14 protein-coding genes and 1 pseudogene are annotated in these 15,143 nt (G+C 61.3%); 6 read left to right on the top strand and 9 right to left on the bottom strand.

All coding sequences use genetic code 11. From position 1 onward, the window contains the following. A partial coding sequence (locus QZY01_RS08280) for a DNA translocase FtsK (RefSeq protein WP_294535648.1) occupies positions 1 to 166 on the top strand: 166 nt, incomplete at its 5' end. A 227-nt stretch (positions 167 to 393) separates the two neighbouring features. On the opposite strand, the pseudogene QZY01_RS08275 reads toward QZY01_RS08280, so the two are convergent. Further along, positions 394 to 567, bottom strand: a pseudogene (locus QZY01_RS08275) (helix-turn-helix domain-containing protein); the annotation flags it as partial. Between the two features lie 366 nt (positions 568 to 933). Here QZY01_RS08275 and QZY01_RS08270 point away from each other — a divergent pair. The 3 genes from QZY01_RS08270 (at position 934) to QZY01_RS08260 (ending at position 3,436) form a co-directional block, all read left to right on the top strand. Next, positions 934 to 1,617, top strand: a complete 684-nt coding sequence (locus QZY01_RS08270) for a hypothetical protein (RefSeq protein ID WP_294535744.1) — start codon at positions 934 to 936, stop codon at positions 1,615 to 1,617. A gap of 145 nt (positions 1,618 to 1,762) precedes the next feature. Then, positions 1,763 to 2,545, top strand: coding sequence for a hypothetical protein (locus tag QZY01_RS08265; RefSeq protein WP_294535741.1), 783 nt, complete (start codon positions 1,763 to 1,765; stop codon positions 2,543 to 2,545). 219 nt (positions 2,546 to 2,764) lie between these two features. Further along, positions 2,765 to 3,436 (top strand): transposase, encoded by a 672-nt coding sequence (locus tag QZY01_RS08260; protein ID WP_294535739.1) that lies wholly within the window; start codon positions 2,765 to 2,767, stop codon positions 3,434 to 3,436. A gap of 68 nt (positions 3,437 to 3,504) precedes the next feature. On the opposite strand, the gene QZY01_RS08255 is transcribed toward QZY01_RS08260, so the two are convergent. Further along, positions 3,505 to 3,858 carry a lysozyme inhibitor LprI family protein gene (locus QZY01_RS08255; protein WP_294535736.1) on the bottom strand — a complete coding sequence of 118 codons (354 nt, stop codon included), beginning with the start codon at positions 3,856 to 3,858 and terminating at the stop codon, positions 3,505 to 3,507. 190 nt (positions 3,859 to 4,048) lie between these two features. Beyond that, the gene (locus QZY01_RS08250) at positions 4,049 to 5,488 is read right to left on the bottom strand and encodes a carotenoid oxygenase family protein (RefSeq protein ID WP_294535732.1); all 1,440 of its coding nucleotides are present in this window, start codon (positions 5,486 to 5,488) and stop codon (positions 4,049 to 4,051) included. Between the two features lie 234 nt (positions 5,489 to 5,722). Between QZY01_RS08250 and QZY01_RS08245 the strand changes: the two genes are divergently transcribed. Continuing rightward, the gene (locus QZY01_RS08245) at positions 5,723 to 6,733 is read left to right on the top strand and encodes an NAD(P)H-binding protein (protein WP_294535748.1); all 1,011 of its coding nucleotides are present in this window, start codon (positions 5,723 to 5,725) and stop codon (positions 6,731 to 6,733) included. Here the strand turns inward: QZY01_RS08245 and QZY01_RS08240 are convergent, their stop codons facing one another. The 3 genes from QZY01_RS08240 to QZY01_RS08230 all read right to left on the bottom strand — a co-directional run bounded on the left by QZY01_RS08240 (position 6,734) and on the right by QZY01_RS08230 (position 10,246). Next, on the bottom strand, positions 6,734 to 7,813 hold the full coding sequence (locus QZY01_RS08240; RefSeq protein ID WP_294535730.1) for a DUF2865 domain-containing protein: 1,080 nt from the start codon (positions 7,811 to 7,813) through the stop codon (positions 6,734 to 6,736). Positions 7,814 to 7,872: 59 nt separating this feature from the next. Next, positions 7,873 to 9,249 (bottom strand): 3-deoxy-7-phosphoheptulonate synthase class II, encoded by a 1,377-nt coding sequence (locus QZY01_RS08235; protein ID WP_294535728.1) that lies wholly within the window; start codon positions 9,247 to 9,249, stop codon positions 7,873 to 7,875. A gap of 226 nt (positions 9,250 to 9,475) precedes the next feature. Continuing rightward, positions 9,476 to 10,246, bottom strand: coding sequence for a class III extradiol ring-cleavage dioxygenase (locus QZY01_RS08230; protein ID WP_294535725.1), 771 nt, complete (start codon positions 10,244 to 10,246; stop codon positions 9,476 to 9,478). An 89-nt stretch (positions 10,247 to 10,335) separates the two neighbouring features. On the opposite strand from QZY01_RS08230, the gene QZY01_RS08225 reads away from it, so the two are divergent. Further along, positions 10,336 to 10,878 carry a CreA family protein gene (locus QZY01_RS08225; protein ID WP_294535723.1) on the top strand — a complete coding sequence of 181 codons (543 nt, stop codon included), beginning with the start codon at positions 10,336 to 10,338 and terminating at the stop codon, positions 10,876 to 10,878. A 23-nt stretch (positions 10,879 to 10,901) separates the two neighbouring features. On the opposite strand, the gene QZY01_RS08220 is transcribed toward QZY01_RS08225, so the two are convergent. The 3 genes from QZY01_RS08220 to recN all read right to left on the bottom strand — a co-directional run bounded on the left by QZY01_RS08220 (position 10,902) and on the right by recN (position 14,991). Then, entirely contained in the window at positions 10,902 to 11,267 is a 366-nt protein-coding gene (locus QZY01_RS08220) for a hypothetical protein (protein ID WP_294535720.1), read from the bottom strand. 127 nt (positions 11,268 to 11,394) lie between these two features. Continuing rightward, entirely contained in the window at positions 11,395 to 12,897 is a 1,503-nt protein-coding gene (locus tag QZY01_RS08215; protein WP_294535717.1) for a YdiU family protein, read from the bottom strand. Between the two features lie 423 nt (positions 12,898 to 13,320). Then, complete coding sequence (recN, locus tag QZY01_RS08210) at positions 13,321 to 14,991, bottom strand: DNA repair protein RecN (RefSeq protein ID WP_294535715.1); 1,671 nt, start codon at positions 14,989 to 14,991, stop codon at positions 13,321 to 13,323. Positions 14,992 to 15,143 lie beyond the last annotated feature (152 nt).

Genomic DNA, 15,143 nt, shown 5'->3' with positions numbered 1-15,143 from the left:
GACGTCCTATGTCCAGCGGCGTCTTTCAGTCGGCTACAACAAGGCGGCGTCACTGGTCGAGCGCATGGAGAAGGAAGGCGTCGTCGGCGCCGCCAACCACGCCGGCAAACGCGCGATACTGGTCGGCGGCGGCGTGGATCGAGGGGCGTTCGATCTCGACGATTGAAGAAACGCAGGAATTCGGGGACTGGATTCGAATTGCGCCATCACGGCGGTTGAAAACGGGGCACGGGAGACAGGAGCGCAATTCGTTTCCTGTCCCCGCAATTCCGGAACGGGAGCGCCCCTTGGCGGCATTTTGGCGAGCGGCGGGGGTAGCGCGGAGATGCTCTATAAATCATCGTCTTGATCGGTTTAAATTGCGGATTTGGTAAAATGTTACAGTAATGCCAGTAAAGCGTCCGGGCCTTGGGCGTTGAAACGATGAACCCAGTCGCGCAGCGTCTGACGATCCATGCCGCCAATGCGCGCGGCGTCCGCCCGGCTCATCCCGTCCAAAACCGCAGCCAAGGACAAAAGCCGGCGGCTTTGGTTGGCGTCCTTCCAACCGGACGCGAGACGCCGAATCTCCTAAGCCTAATAATCCGTCCTGATCGTAACCGTCGCTGGCATGCCGCGAATCCTCCCCGCGCCAGACAATCAGATCACGAAAAAATTTGGAATCCCCTATCGAGTCAGAGCAGGAGGCCGTTGGGATAATGCCGGGATACTCGACCAATCGCCTTCCTGATAGGTTTTGATTCAGGGATTTGGTAAAGTGTCACCGTAACTACGTAACTACGTAACTACCGTAACTACGTAACTCAATTCTGCCTTTCGGTCACAATCTGTGTTAACAATGCAACATCGAACAAAAAGACTCTTAGCGCTATTTCAAAGCGTTCAATTTTATGGCTTCATTAATCATTCTTCGCGCTCTGGTGGGGCTTAACCATGAAAATAACAAAATTTTGCACGACCTGCATGTTTAGTGTTTTTATCGGCAGCTTGGCTGGCTGCAATGTCATTGACGCGCGAAAAGGCTTAGATCCTCAAATTAGCTACGCATCGGTCGAAAACTCGACTACACGTATAAACTATATTATTGATGCCTTAGCTCGAGATACGTACCCTCGCGATGCGAAAACATGGGATTATAACTTAATAACAGAGGCTGGATTTAATTATATTGATGATCAGTGCGCCGCATACTTTGACAATTTGTTTTTCCTTGATCGCGGACGTTCTCAGCTCAAATCTGGTCTGGCGCAAACAGGAGCAACGACGGCAGCAATTCTTGGGGCGACCCATGCATCCGCTTTGAGCTTATCCGTCGTCGCCGCTGCGTTCGGTTTTGCGGCGTCTGCAACCGACATTCTCGCGGGAACCTACCTTTATGCACTTCCTCCCGCCACGACAAAAGGTCTCGTAAATAGTCTTCAAGCAACATACAGGCAGCAATCCGAAACGTTAAATATACAAACTCCAACGGCAGCGTATCATCAAATTCAGGGCTACCTCGACCTTTGTCTACCTCCAACAATAGAGGCGCAGGTGACAAATTTGGTAAACCAAGCGACGCCAACCGCAACAAAAAAAGGAAAGACAATAGTCGTTGACGCGGCAGGAGGAAATTGAGTTGAGGGTCCTGTTTTCCTAGATTTTTATAGCTATGAATCCAGGGTGCCACTTCTTTCGATTTTTTGAGTTCTAAATTCTATTGATCGTGGATCGTATTTAGGAGTTGATGAATAGGCCGGGCGTGTTGATGAAGAGGTCGAGCATGATTAGATTTCTGCGTCTGTTTCTTCTGTCATATTTGTACCTTTTTCTCGTTTCTTGCACGAAGGTCCAACAATATAGAACAGAAACTGCCGATTCGCCTGCCTGTAAATATCTTCAAGATAACCCAACAGCGCTGGCTGATCAAAACAATGTCGAAAGCGCCATTCACGCCAAATCCGATAAGATCGAACCGTGGCGTTGCATGATCCAATCGCACGCGACGATCAGATCCGGGGCCATCGAAAATCAGTCGAGCGGATCGCACCCGAAAAAAAAGAATTCGCAACTGAGCACCTTTACGCTTTCCTTTGTTGAATTCGACGAACAGGGAAACCTTATTGACCCTCATAACCTTCAAAAAGCTGCCTTATTCGAACACGTCGAAAAAAGCAAACAAAACTTAATTTTTGTTTTTATACATGGATGGAGAAACAATGCGGACGTTGACAATCGTAACGTCCATAGCATGAGAGTTTTGCTTTCTTATAGCAAAAGTTTTGTGGAACAACGATGCAGAGAAGATTCTAGATACTGTAACGCCAATGTGACAGGTGTTTATATCGCCTGGCGCGGGCAGGAATTGGCGTACGATGATTTTGGTGTTTTAACAACAGCTTTGGCCACGCCGACCATTCTATCAAGGAAACAGGCGAGCGAGACGCTTTCAAAGAAGGGTAGCTACGGTGACACTTTAGCTACGGTGACACTTTACTTAATCCCCAAATGTTTCGACCCGAAGTTGACAGGTTACCCAAGCCCCAAATTGCAGCATTGCCGCTAACAAATCCGGAGTTCGGGGACAGGAAACGAATTGTCCCCATCGCGCGCGACTTGTCTGAAAAAGCCATGACTGCGGAATTCGAATCCAGTCCCCGAATTCCTCGCGCCGCGCTATTGGCTAGATTAAAAGATCAAAGATTACAATAGATTACAGCGACACTTTACCAAATCCCAAAATACCGCCATCCTATTGCATATTTCCCAAAGAGAGCCTCCCTCGATGGCCCGCATTCCCCGCCTCGTCGTTCCCGGAATGCCGCACCATGTCACGCAGCGCGGCAATCGGCGGCTGGACGTGTTCTTTTCCGACGACGATTACCAGCTTTATCTTGACCTCCTGAGCGAGCGATGCCGCAAGGCCGGCGTTGAAATCTGGTCCTACTGCCTGATGCCCAATCATGTGCATATGATCCTCACGCCTTCGGCGCCGCAGGGGCTTGGCCTCGCCATTGGCGAAACCCATCGGCGCTATAGCGGCGTCATCAATGCGCGGTTGCTCGTGACCGGGCATTTGTTCCAGTCGCGCTTTGGCTCTGTCGTCATGGATGAGGCGCATTTGATAGCGGCGGCGCGCTATGTGGCGCTCAATCCGGTGCGCGCGCGGCTGGTGGCCCGCGCGGAAGATTGGCGCTGGTCGAGCGTTCGCGCGCATCTCGCGGGCGAGGATGACGCCTGTGTCGCGGTGGCGCCGATTCTTTCGCGTTGCGCCGGAGGTTTTGCGGAATTGATCGAAACCGAACCGGAGCCTGCGCAGATGGCGGCGCTTCGCGCGGCCGAAACGATCGGGCGTCCGCTGGGCGGGGAAAGGTTTTTCGACGAGATCGCGGCGCTGACGGGCCGCGACCTGCGCCCCGGCAAAAGGGGGCCGAAGAAAAATGGCGGCGCGCGTTAAAGCGCGGCGTTGATGTCCGCTTGTTAATTGGGAATTCGGCTCGCCGGAAACGCCGTTCGTTTAATGAATCAAAATCGCAAAAGTGATTCGAGTTCATCTGCGCGTTTGGACGTTTCGGTAAGAAGGCAGGCAAGATCGATTGTGATCGCATCCATTTTGCATTTGTAGTCGCGTTCAACGAGCCAGCGATGTTCGCCCTCTTTGAGGGAAGCAAATTTCCGGGGCGGCAACTGTCTTTTCAGTTCGACATAGGCCTTGTTAAGGCGAGCGTCTTCGCCGGCAAGCGCTTTCTGATAACACATATTACTCTGGACCGGGTTGTCGGCGGCCCTTCGGGCGCAGGCGGCGAGATCATCGGACAGAGCCATGGAACCGGAGCCCAGGAAAAATGAGAGGGCAATGATGTTTTTCAGAGGCGACATGGGTAGGCTCCAGCGGTGTTTCTGGCGCTCGGCAATTACCCGATGATATGGGATAATATCTTTATAATTCAAGAGATTATCTCGACGACGGCAACCCCGTTTTCGCAGATGGGGGATGTTTTCCGACGACGATGATCCGCATTATCTCGACCTCCCGAGCGAGCGATTCCGCCCGGCATCGGAGAGCCAATCAGCCCGTCCCCGACGCCACCCAATTGCCATGAAATCCCGGCGGGATGCGGCGGGCAAGATGGACCTCGGCCTGCGGCGGACCGGCGAAATTTTGCGCGTCCAGAACGACAAAATCCGCTGTCCCGTTTTTCGCATTGAGCACGAAACCCATCAGCCAGCCGTCGTCCTCCGCCGATCCGGCGCTCCGGGGGACGAAGGTGAACTCGCCCGGCAGCCGGTTGGGTCCAAAATCATGGACCTCGCGCCGGCCGGTTTCGAGATCGTGCTTGAACAGGCGCGTTTGCGGCATCGCTTCGGCGCTGCCGTTTTCCACCGCCAGCGCATAGGCGAAACGATAGGGTTTTCCGGTCCGGCGCTGGTCGATGCGCGGAAATTCCTGCGCGTCGGGGTCTATCACCTCGCGATTCACACGGCGCGTGACAGGATCGATCGTCCAGCGCTCGAAAGCAAGGCGCGCCGAAACCGGCCCATGCGCGTTCTGCGCGAACATCGTGTCGTGGACGCAGGCGTCGAACACGATCTTGCCGTCGGCGCGTTCATAGGCGTTGGCGGGATGAAACACATAGCAGGGCGCGACCTCGCACCAGACGAGTTCGCCCGGATGTTTTCGCGGCAAAAGGCCGACGCGCGCGCGGTGTTTGGGGTTCCAGGCATAGGGAAAGTCCTGTCCGGCGAGCAGCGACTTCATCGAAAACGTCACCGGCAGATCGAGCACGATCACGTAATTTTCGGTGATCGCGCAGTCGTGGATCGACGGGCCATGCTCGACGGCAATTTTTTCGTCGCGGCGAACGCGGCCGTCCGCCCCGACGACGACATAACGCACGGCGTCCAGGATTTGCGCGTCATAGCAGATCGCGTGCATTTCGCCGGTGTCGGGATCGACATGCGGATGCGCGGTAAAGGCGCCGTGCAAGGTTCCCGCGAACGGATTATGCGCGACCGTTTCGAGATCGCCGTCGATTTCGACCGGAAAACCGCCCGCCTCGACCAAAGCCCAGATCTTTCCCGCATGGCCCAGAATATTGGTGTTGACCGTATCGAAGCGACCGTTGCGCGTGCCGGGCGCCGGCGGCTCTCCAAGCGCCTTGCTGACTGAAGACGTGCGAACCCAGCGGTTCTTGTACCATTGCGCCTTGCCGTGCTTGAGACGCAGGCCGTGGATCATTCCGTCGCCGAGGAACCAGTGATAGGTCGCGGGATTGGCTTCAATCGGATTTGGCCCGTTGCGCAGGTAGCAACCGTCCAGCTCCGGCGGGATCGTTCCCGTGACTTCTGGATTTTCGAGCGTCGCCTCGTCGCCAAGCGGCTCGTGAATCCCGATCAGGAAAGGATTGGCCTTCGCCACGACCCTCGGACGCCAGCGGTTGAATTCGGCCACCTTGATGGCGCCCTCGGCGACGACTTTGCGGATGAAGCTCTCAACCTGGCTGGCCATGCGCCATCTCCTCGCCGCGGACGTTTTGCTCATGTCGATATCGTTAATATCGGATCGAATGACAATGCGAATTGCAAAAATTTGGGCGCCGATTCGGGCAAACGGGAGCCCAGCCCGCAGAACGGATGAAAAGCCCGCCCATGACTTGTTGCGGTGGCCCCTCTGCCGCTGTTAACTTGGCTGGAAAACACATGGCGCCCACCGGCGGGGATTTACGATCTCGTGACAAATGATCTGACGCAAGCCGAGCCTGCCGACGCGGCGCCTCGCACCGTCTTGCGCGTATGCCTCGTCGGCGCCACCGGCACGATCGGGCGGGCGACGTTGCGCGCGTTGGTTCGGCGCGGCCATGACGTGGTGTGCTTTTCGCGCCCGCCAAAGGGCGGCGGGGCTTTCGCACGGGAGGGCGATGGCGAGGCGGAGGTGCGAATCGTCGATTTTTCGGACCCCGCATCGCTGCGAGGGGACGGATTTCGCGGGGAGCGTTTCGACGCCGTCGTGTCCTGCATGGCCTCGCGAACGGGCGCGCCAAAGGACGCATGGGCGGTCGATCATCAGGCGCATCTGAATCTGCTGGCGGCGGCGCGCGAAGCGGGGGTCGGCCATTTCGTCCTGCTCTCCGCCATCTGCGTGCAAAAACCCTTGCTCGCCTTTCAGTACGCCAAACTGGCGTTCGAAGCGGCGCTGATCGACTCGGGGCTGAAATATTCGATCGTCAGGCCGACGGCGTTTTTCAAGTCCCTGTCGGGGCAGATCGAGCGGGTGCGGCGGGGCAAGCCGTTTCTGGTGTTCGGCGACGGCGAGCTGACCTCCTGCAAACCGATCGGCGATGACGATCTCGCCACCTATCTGGCCGAATGTCTGGAGGACGAGCGGCGCTGGAACCGCATTCTGCCGATCGGCGGACCGGGAGAGGCGATCACGCCGCGCGAGCAGGGCGCGTTCTTGTTCGCGTTGCTGGACCGGCCGCCCAAATTTCGCAGCGCGCCGGTTGGGCTGCTCGACGGCATTATCGGCGCCCTGGGCCTCGTCGCCCCGCTCTCGCCGCGCCTTGCGGAAAAGGCGGAACTCGCGCGCATCGGCCGCTATTACGCGACCGAATCCATGCTCTGGCTGAACCCCGAAACCGGCCGCTACGACGCCGCCGCCACCCCGTCAACCGGCGTCGAGACGTTGTTCGATTTCTACACGGCGGTGATCGAAGGCCGCAGCGCGCCGGAGCGGGGCGACCACGCCGTATTTTGACTATAGCTTCGGCCCGACTACGCGCACCTGGCGCGGCGCGCCGTCCGGTCCCAGGCTTTCGAGCACTTGCACCTCGGTCTTTACCGGGAAATTATTGGCCGGCGCCGGCTTGGCGGGGGCGACCGCGTTCCTGGCCGGCTTGTTTTGCGCCGGTTTGGCGGGCGTCGGCTGCGACATCGCCTGCGACTGCTGTTCGGTGATCACGGTGTCGCTCGCCTTGGCGCCGCCCATCGCGCCCAGAAGCTCTTCGGCATGGGCATAGGCTTCGACCCAGCTCTGGTTCGGCGGCTTGCAACCGCAGTTGGAATCGTAGCTGCTGGCGTATTTCAAGGCGTTGGGCAGGGATTCATAGGTCGAGAACCCATCGGCGCTGACGGCGGTGGAAATGTCGCGCCCGGGATTGCGGGTGAAAAGCAGCATTTCCGCATTGGGGCAGAGCGCCTTGCACAATTCGAGCAATTGATCGGAATTGGCGCTGCTGGCCGAGAAATTCAGCGGAAAAAAGCCGCCGTCGCAGCTACGCACGCACAAAGCCTGCGAACCGCCCCGCTTGCGGCCCAGTTCCTCGTCGGTAGGCACGGTGTCGGGGGACGCTTCGCGCATTTGCGGCTCCTCGACCGGTTCATTCTGGCCGCCCAAAGCGCCGAACAGGGTTTCGAAAAAGCCCTTTTCGCGCGGCGCCCCGCAGGCCACGTTGGCGCGTGCGACCAGCGCCCGCCGTTGCGGACTGTCGCCCGAGGCGCGCGCCGAGAGCGAGTCGAATTGCGCCCTCAGGCCGGAGAGCCGCGCCTTGAGGCCGGCGCATTGCGACGGCGGCGCCGTGCCGAAAATCAGGAATTGCTGATTGTCGCAGCCGGCGGAATGGGCGGAGGCGCCCAATTGATCGAGTTCCGCCCGGATTTTCCGCGCCGCACTGGCGGCGGCCGGGTCGCCGCCAGATGGCGCGGCGAGCGCCGCCCTCAGCCGGGCGCATTCGGCGTTGTTTTGAGCGAGGGCTTGGCCGCCGAGCAGCAGGCCGCAGGCCAGCGCCAGCCAGCGCCATACCCGAAATTCGCCGCCCCTGTCCTGCCTTGTCGACAAAATATTCTTGTTCTCCGGTGCTTGCGCGCGACGCGCGAACCGCGCGCTTTAAGGAAAAATCATTCCGCAGCGTCGGCTTCGGCAATCGAGGCCAGCCGGTCCTTCTTGAGCTTTTCCGCGACCAGAAAGGCGATTTCGATGGCCTGTTCGGCATTGAGGCGCGGATCGCAATAGGTCATGTAGCGCGAACGCAGGTCGGTTTCCGACAGGGCGCGGGCGCCGCCGGTGCATTCGGTGACATTGTTGCCGGTCATCTCCAGATGGATGCCGCCGGCATAGGAGCCTTCGGCGCGATGCACGTCGAAAAACGAGCGGATTTCCTGCATCACCTTGTCGAAGGGCCGAGTCTTGTAGCCGCCGGCGCTGATGGTGTTGCCGTGCATCGGATCGCAGGACCACACCACATGGCGTCCCTCGCGCCGCACCGCGCGGATCAGCGCGGGCAGATGCTCGGCGACCTTGTCGGCGCCGAAACGCCCGATCAGCGTCAGGCGTCCCGCCTCATTGGCCGGGTTGAGAATGTCGATCAGCTCCAGCAAGCCGTCGGTCGTCGTCGTCGGGCCGCATTTGAGACCGATCGGATTCTTGATGCCGCGCATGAATTCGACATGGGCGTGGTCGGGCTGGCGGGTGCGGTCGCCGATCCACAGCATGTGACCGGAGGTGGCGTAATGGTCGCCGCTGGTCGAATCGACGCGGGTCAGCGCCTGCTCATAGCCGAGCAGCAGCGCCTCATGCGAGGTATAGACGTCGGTCTGGCGCAATTCATGATGATGCTCGGGGTCCAACCCGATGGCGCGCATGAAACCGAGGGTCTCGGTGATCTGGTCGGCCAGTTGCTGGTAGCGCGCCGATTGCGGGCTGTCCTTGACGAAGCCGAGCATCCAGCGATGGGTGTTTTCGAGATTGGCGTAGCCGCCGGTGGCGAAGGCGCGCAGCAGATTGAGCGTGGCCGCCGACTGGCGATAGCTCATGAGCTGGCGGCGCGGGTCGGGCTCGCGCCCTTCGGGCGTGAAGGCGATGTCATTGACGATGTCGCCACGGTAGGCCGGCAAGGAGACGCCGTCGATGGTCTCCAGCGGGGCCGAGCGCGGCTTGGCGAATTGCCCGGCGATGCGGCCGACCTTGACCACCGGCATGGCGGCGCCAAACGTCATCACCACCGCCATCTGCAACAGGACGCGGAAGAAATCGCGGATATTGTCGGCGGAATGTTCGGCGAAGCTTTCGGCGCAATCGCCGCCCTGCAGCAAAAAGGCCTCGCCGGCGCAGACCTGCGCCAGGGTCTTTTTGAGCTTGCGCGCCTCGCCGGCGAAGACCAGCGGCGGAAACCCGGCGATCTGGCGCTCGACATCGGCCAGGGCCGCCTGATCGGCATAGGTCGGGACCTGAACGATCGGCCTCGATCTCCAGCTTTCGGGCGACCAACGTTCCATCGGGCAAAAAACTCCAAAGGCGGCGGCGGGCCGCAAACTAAGTCGGGAAGGCCCGGCTATACACCAGAGCGGCGAAACCGCCAAAAACAATCTGGCGGAGGATAAGGGCGGCTTTGGGGCGAGCTAGAGCTTTTCCTGTCCGAATAATCGGACCGGCAAAACTCTAGCTATTTTGCTGACGCGTTTTCTTAACGCGAACCGGATTCCACTTCGCTTGAAATAAATTTTAGTCGAACGCATAGGCGTCGAGGCTGATCGGGCCGACATAATCGTGGAACAGACGCCTGCCCGTCGCCCCCGGCCCGCCGGCGCCGAAGGCGAAGGGGAAGGGCTGGAAATGTTCCGGGGTCGGGTGGTTTTTGAGCGCGTCGGGGCCGAGCCGCCAATGCGCGATCGCCTGCTCGTCGCCGGCCTCGGCGCGCTCGCATAGCCATTCGTTGAAGCTTTTCACCCATGGCGCCGTGTCGCGGTCGCCGCCGAAAAAAGCGCGCAGATTATGGGTCGCGCCGCCCGAACCGATGATCAGCACGCCCTCCTCGCGCAAGGGCTCGAGCGCGCGTCCGAGCGCCAGATGATGGGCGCCGCCAAGTTGCGGCTGCACGGAAAGCGTCGCGACCGGAATGTCTGCGTTCGGATAAAGCAGCATCAGCGGAATCCAGGTTCCGTGATCATAGCCGCGTCCCGTCGCGTTTTGCGGCGCAAGGCCAGCCTTTTGCGCCAGTTCCATTGCGCGTAACGCGACCTCCCGGGCGCCGGGGGCCGGATAGGTCATTCGGTAAAGCTCGGGCTCGAAACCGCCGAAATCGTAGATCATGCCCGGCCGCTCGCCGGCTTCGAACGTCGGCGCCGGCGTCTCGAAATGCGCGCTCATGATCAATATGGCCCTGGGCCGAGGCAGGAGCCCGCCCAATGCGCTCAGAAAATCGCGGGTCGGGCTCTCGTAAAGCACGAGATTGGGCGCGCCATGCGAAATGAACAGGCTGGGAAGTTTGGTCATCCATGGGTCCCGGATTTGGTTATTGCCAAGCCGGGGTTTTATTTCTCGGCCGAAAGTCATATATGCGCGTCGTCAAGGAGCGGCCACCCATGAAGCCCTTAATCAAGCAAAACCTGTCTTGCGCCATTGCCTCTTTCGCGCTCGGCGCCTCGATCATTTTCTCGTTCAGCGCCCCGGCGAAGGCCGCCGACGATCCCGACCTGATCTTCCGCAAATCGACGACGTTCAAATTGCTGACGCCCAACGACAAGCTGGCGACCTACGGCATTGACGACCCGTTGGTGAGCGGCGTCGCCTGCTATTACACGATATCGGAAAAGGGCGGCGTGGCCGGCGCGCTCGGCCTCGCCGAGCAGACTTCCGACGTCTCGCTGGCCTGCCGGCAATATGGCCCGATCCAGATCAAGGGCAAATTCGGCCAGGGCGACGTGGTTTTTCGCGAGAGCCGCTCGGTGTTCTTCAAGCGCATGCAGATCGTGCGCGGCTGCGACGCCAAGCGCAATGTGCTGGTCTATATGGTCTATTCCGACAAGCTGATCGATGGGTCGCCGCAAAGCTCGACCTCGACCGTGCCGATCATGCCCTGGGGCGCGTCCGAGGCGCCCCGATGCGCGGATTTCGTCTCGGGCTGAGCGACGCTCAAAGCCTTCAGCGCTTACTCGCCGCAGGAAATGAACACGTCGTCGTCCCGGATCGCGCGTTTTGGCGCAGTCCTCGCGGAAACCTTGTCGATTGAGGCGGTAACGTCGGAGGCCGGGCCGAAAGCCCGCGCGGAACCATGGCCATGGGCCTCGCACCAGGCGTCGGCGACGATTTTAGCGCAGTCGTCGCCGCTCTTGATACAATCATTGACGCCATAGCCGTCCGCGGCGCTGACGACAAAGTTTTGGGCTCCGGGAGCGGCGGCCGGGTTCGGCTGCGACCGCGCCGCCGTTTGCAGCGCCGCCAGCACGAACAGACCGCCAAGCAGCGGCAGCAGGATATGCGGCAGGAATCGATGTTCGAATTGCGAAAACTTCACGGCGCCCGCTCGCGGAAAGACGCGGCGCACGCCGCTGCCGAATGACTGAACGCCATTTTGCGGCCGCTCGGGTGAAGGAAGCGTTAAGCAGGACGGTCGAAAGGGCGCCGTCCTGCGATGGCGAGGGTCAGGTCCCGCAGAAAGTTTCGGTCACCCGCTCGTCGGGTTTCGGTGGGGCCTCGAGATCCTCCGGCCCCGGCGCCGGTTCGGCGAAGGGGTTTTTCAACGCGGCGCTGAGCCGCTCCAGAAGACCCAGATCGCCTTCCGCCGCGCGCTCCAGCGCTTGTTCGACGCGATGATTGCGCGCTATGACGATCGGGTTGCTCGCCTGCATGTCGGCAAGGCGCAGCGCTGGATCGCGGTCCGCCGTAAGCTCCCGCCATTGCGCGAGAAAGGCCGCTTCCTGCCCATGCGCCTGCGGCTCTCCGCCGGCGAAAAGCGCCAGAAACCCGGCCTCGTCGGCGCCGGCGGCGATCTGCGTCAGGCGGCGGAAGAACAAGGTGAAATCCGCCCTGCCATGCTCCATCGTCGGCCACAGGCGCTCGATGAATTCGGCGTTACGCGCGTCGCCCGGGGTCAGGCCGAGCTTGCGCTCCATGCCCTCGGCAAAAGCCGCCGCATAAACCGACCTGAACCCTTCGAGCTTTTCCTGCGCGAGACGAAGCGCGCTGGCCTCGTCGTTGCCGAGCAGCGGCAGCAGGGCTTCCGCGAGGCGGGCGAGATTCCACATCGCCACCGAAGGTTGGCGGCTGTATGCGTAGCGGCCCGCCGAGTCGATGGAGGAAAACACCTGCCGGCTGTTGAACGCATCCATGAAGGCGCAGGGGCCGAAATCGATGGTTTCGCCGGAAATCGCCATATTATCGGTATTCATCACGCCATGGATGAAACCGGCCAGCATCCATTGCGCGATCAACCGCGCCTGCCGCTCGACCACAGCGGCGAAAAACGCCGCGTAAGGCTCGGGCGTCCCGGCGATCTCGGGGTAATCGCGGGCGATGCAATGGTCGGCCAGCGCGCGGGTCAGCAAGGGACCCTGCTGCTGGCCCGCATCCCCCTGGGCGGCATATTGGAAGGTGCCGACGCGGACATGGCTGCGGGCGATGCGCGTCAGAACCGCGCCGTGGTGCGGCGCGTCGCGGAACACCTGCGCGCCGGTGGCGACCACGGCGAGCGAGCGGGTGGAGGAAATATCGAGCCCGGCCATGGCCTCGCTGACGATATATTCGCGCAGCATCGCCGGGAGCGTCGCGCGGCCGTCGCCGCGCCGCGCGAACACGGTCGGGCCGGAGCCTTTGAGATGGACGTCGTGGAACTTGCCGTCCGGCGCCTCGATTTCACCGATCAGCACGGCGCGGCCGTCGCCCATGCGCGGGTTCCACTGGCCGAACTGGTGGCCGGCATAGGCGAGGGCGAGGTTTTTCCGGCCTTCCGGCGGCGCGCCGCCCGCAAGCTGGCGCAGCAAATCCGGCGTGGCTGCGTCAGGCGGCAGGCCAAGTTCTTCGGCCAGCGCCTGATTGAACACAATCCATCGAGGCGCCGGCGCGGGATGCGCCTCCGCGGCGGCGTAAAATTCTCCCGGCAAAGCAAGATAGCCGCTGTCTTTGAAAAGGTGTCGTGTCGCGCTCATGTGATCTCCTTGCGCGCCGCATGGCAAGAAGCGCGCCAGTTTCATTAGCTCGAAATTGGGCCGTCGAAAGGGAGAAGGGCGTCAGCGCCGGGAAAGAACGCCATCAGACGTCGCATTCATCGGGTTCGCCACTTGCGCCTCGTCCGGGACAACCCGAGAGACTTCAATCGAAGCCTTAAACTTCAACAAACGCGTAGCAGAGCGATCCTGTCATCGACGAACGAGGAAAAACATACCCTGCTTTGCGCTGCGCTTCGACTGGACTTTGGCATCATTGCAACCTGGCGGTTTTTGGAGTCCCGAGGCGGAATCGACCTTTGGAAAAACCTGCAAATTTTCCGACTTGCCGGAACATATCATGAATATGATCGGCATGCATCGTCGCAATTTGCAAATGGCTTTCGCGATTCGAAAATAAGGGCGTCAGCCGTCGCTTTTCATAAGGCTCGCCGCCGCCGCGCGGGCCTCGTCGGTGATGGTCGCGCCGGCCAGCATTCGCGCGATTTCCTCGCGCCGGTGCTCGGCGCCGAGCGGCGCCACCCGGGTCGAGGCCCTCTTGCCCTTGTCGGCCAGATCCTTGGAAATGCGCAGATGGGTCGTCGCCCGCGCGGCCACCTGCGGCGCATGGGTGACCGACATGACCTGAACACGCGCGGCAAGGCGCGCCAGCCGCTGCCCGATGGCGTCGGCTGCGGCGCCCCCGGCGCCCGCGTCGATTTCGTCGAACACCAGGGTCGGCGCCGAGCCGCGATCGGCCAGCACGACTTTGAGCGCCAGCATGAACCGCGACAATTCGCCGCCCGACGCCACTTTCATCAAGGGGCCCGGCCGCGCGCCGGGATTGGTCTGGACCCAGAATTCGACGCGATCCGCCCCGTCGGGACCTGCCTGCGTCTCGTCGGTTACGATCTCCGTGAAAAATTCCGCCTGCCCCAGTTTCAACGGCGGCAATTCCGCCTTGACCGAGGCGTCGAGCGTATTCGCCGCCACTTGTCGCGCCACGCTCAATGCCCCGGCGCAGGCGCGGAAATATTCTCCCGCCGTTTCGCTCTCGCGTGAAAAAGCGATCAGCCGCTTCTCGCCGGCGTCGAGCGCAGCGAGGTCGGCGGCGAATTTTTCCGCCAGCGCCGGGAGATTATCCACGGAAGCGGCATATTTGCGCGCCGCCGCGCGCAAAGCGAACAGCCGTTCCTCCGCCCGCTCCAGCGCGCGCGGATCGAATTGCGCGTCGCGCAAGGCCTGATCGAGCGTTTGCTGCGCCCCGTCGAGCGCCGTCAGCGCCGCGTCGAGGGCCTTGAGCGAGGGCTCGATCAGGGCGGGAGCCTGCGACGCCCGCCGCTCCAGCCGGCGCATCGCCGCCGAAAGCGTGGACAAAGGCGAGCCGTCGCCGGCGACGCTCTCATGGGCGTCGCGCAGATCGCCCAACACCTTTTCCGCCTGCATCATCCCCGCGCGCTCGTCGGCCAGCCTCGCCTCCTCGCCCGTTTGCGGGTTAAGTCTGACGAGTTCCTCATGGGCGTGGCGGAGGTAATCGGCTTCCTTTCGCGCCGCTTCGACCGCCAGAAGCTCCTCTTGCAGGGCTTTCTCGGCGCGCCGCATCGCGGCATGGGCCTCGCGCGTCTTTTCCGCCAGCGCGTCATGGCCGCCATAAGCGTCAACCAGCGCGCGATGGACGGCCGGATCGACCAGCGCGCGATCGTCGTGCTGGCCGTGAATCTCGACCAGTTCGCGGCCGATGGCTTTGAGCGTCTGGATGCCGACGGGCTGGTCGTTGACGAAGGCGCGGCTGCGCCCATCGGCCATCTGCACCCGGCGCAAAATCAGGTCGCCTTCGACGGCGAGGCCCTGTTCAAGCGCCCGTTTGCGCGCCGGGTGGTCGGCGGGGGGATCGAAAACGGCGGTCACCTGACCCTGCTTCTGACCGGAACGCACCAGGTCGCCATCGCCGCGCCCGCCGAGAGCCAGCGAAAAGGCGTCGAGCAGAATCGACTTGCCGGCGCCTGTCTCGCCGGTCAGCGCTGTCAGGCCGGCGCCGAATTCGAGTTCGAGCCGGTCGATCAGGACGATGTCTCGGATCGCGAGCTGGACCAGCATGAAACCCTGTCTCGATTGTCCTGTGGAGCCCGTTCCCGGAAAGCTGCCGCCTTTTTGGATAAGAATGGGCGGCTAGACAAAAGCCTGGAGCATTTTCATGTTTCCACAAAACGTGAAAGCGCCCGTTCGGGAGCGGGCAGCGGTCCGGTCAG

This window comes from uncultured Rhodoblastus sp., assembly GCF_903903185.1.
GTDB lineage: Bacteria > Pseudomonadota > Alphaproteobacteria > Rhizobiales > Beijerinckiaceae > Rhodoblastus.
Note: the sequence above shows the minus strand (reverse complement) of the source record. Positions and strands in the feature narration are given on the sequence as shown.

Coding starts and splice junctions, on each gene's coding strand:
- QZY01_RS08270 (WP_294535744.1), top strand. CDS start 934: ATGAAAATAACAAAATTTTGCACGACCTGCATGTTTAGTGTTTTTATC.
- QZY01_RS08265 (WP_294535741.1), top strand. CDS start 1,763: ATGATTAGATTTCTGCGTCTGTTTCTTCTGTCATATTTGTACCTTTTT.
- QZY01_RS08260 (WP_294535739.1), top strand. CDS start 2,765: ATGGCCCGCATTCCCCGCCTCGTCGTTCCCGGAATGCCGCACCATGTC.
- QZY01_RS08255 (WP_294535736.1), bottom strand. CDS start 3,858: ATGTCGCCTCTGAAAAACATCATTGCCCTCTCATTTTTCCTGGGCTCC.
- QZY01_RS08250 (WP_294535732.1), bottom strand. CDS start 5,488: ATGGCCAGCCAGGTTGAGAGCTTCATCCGCAAAGTCGTCGCCGAGGGC.
- QZY01_RS08235 (WP_294535728.1), bottom strand. CDS start 9,249: ATGGAACGTTGGTCGCCCGAAAGCTGGAGATCGAGGCCGATCGTTCAG.
- QZY01_RS08230 (WP_294535725.1), bottom strand. CDS start 10,246: ATGACCAAACTTCCCAGCCTGTTCATTTCGCATGGCGCGCCCAATCTC.
- QZY01_RS08225 (WP_294535723.1), top strand. CDS start 10,336: ATGAAGCCCTTAATCAAGCAAAACCTGTCTTGCGCCATTGCCTCTTTC.
- QZY01_RS08215 (WP_294535717.1), bottom strand. CDS start 12,897: ATGAGCGCGACACGACACCTTTTCAAAGACAGCGGCTATCTTGCTTTG.
- recN (WP_294535715.1), bottom strand. CDS start 14,991: ATGCTGGTCCAGCTCGCGATCCGAGACATCGTCCTGATCGACCGGCTC.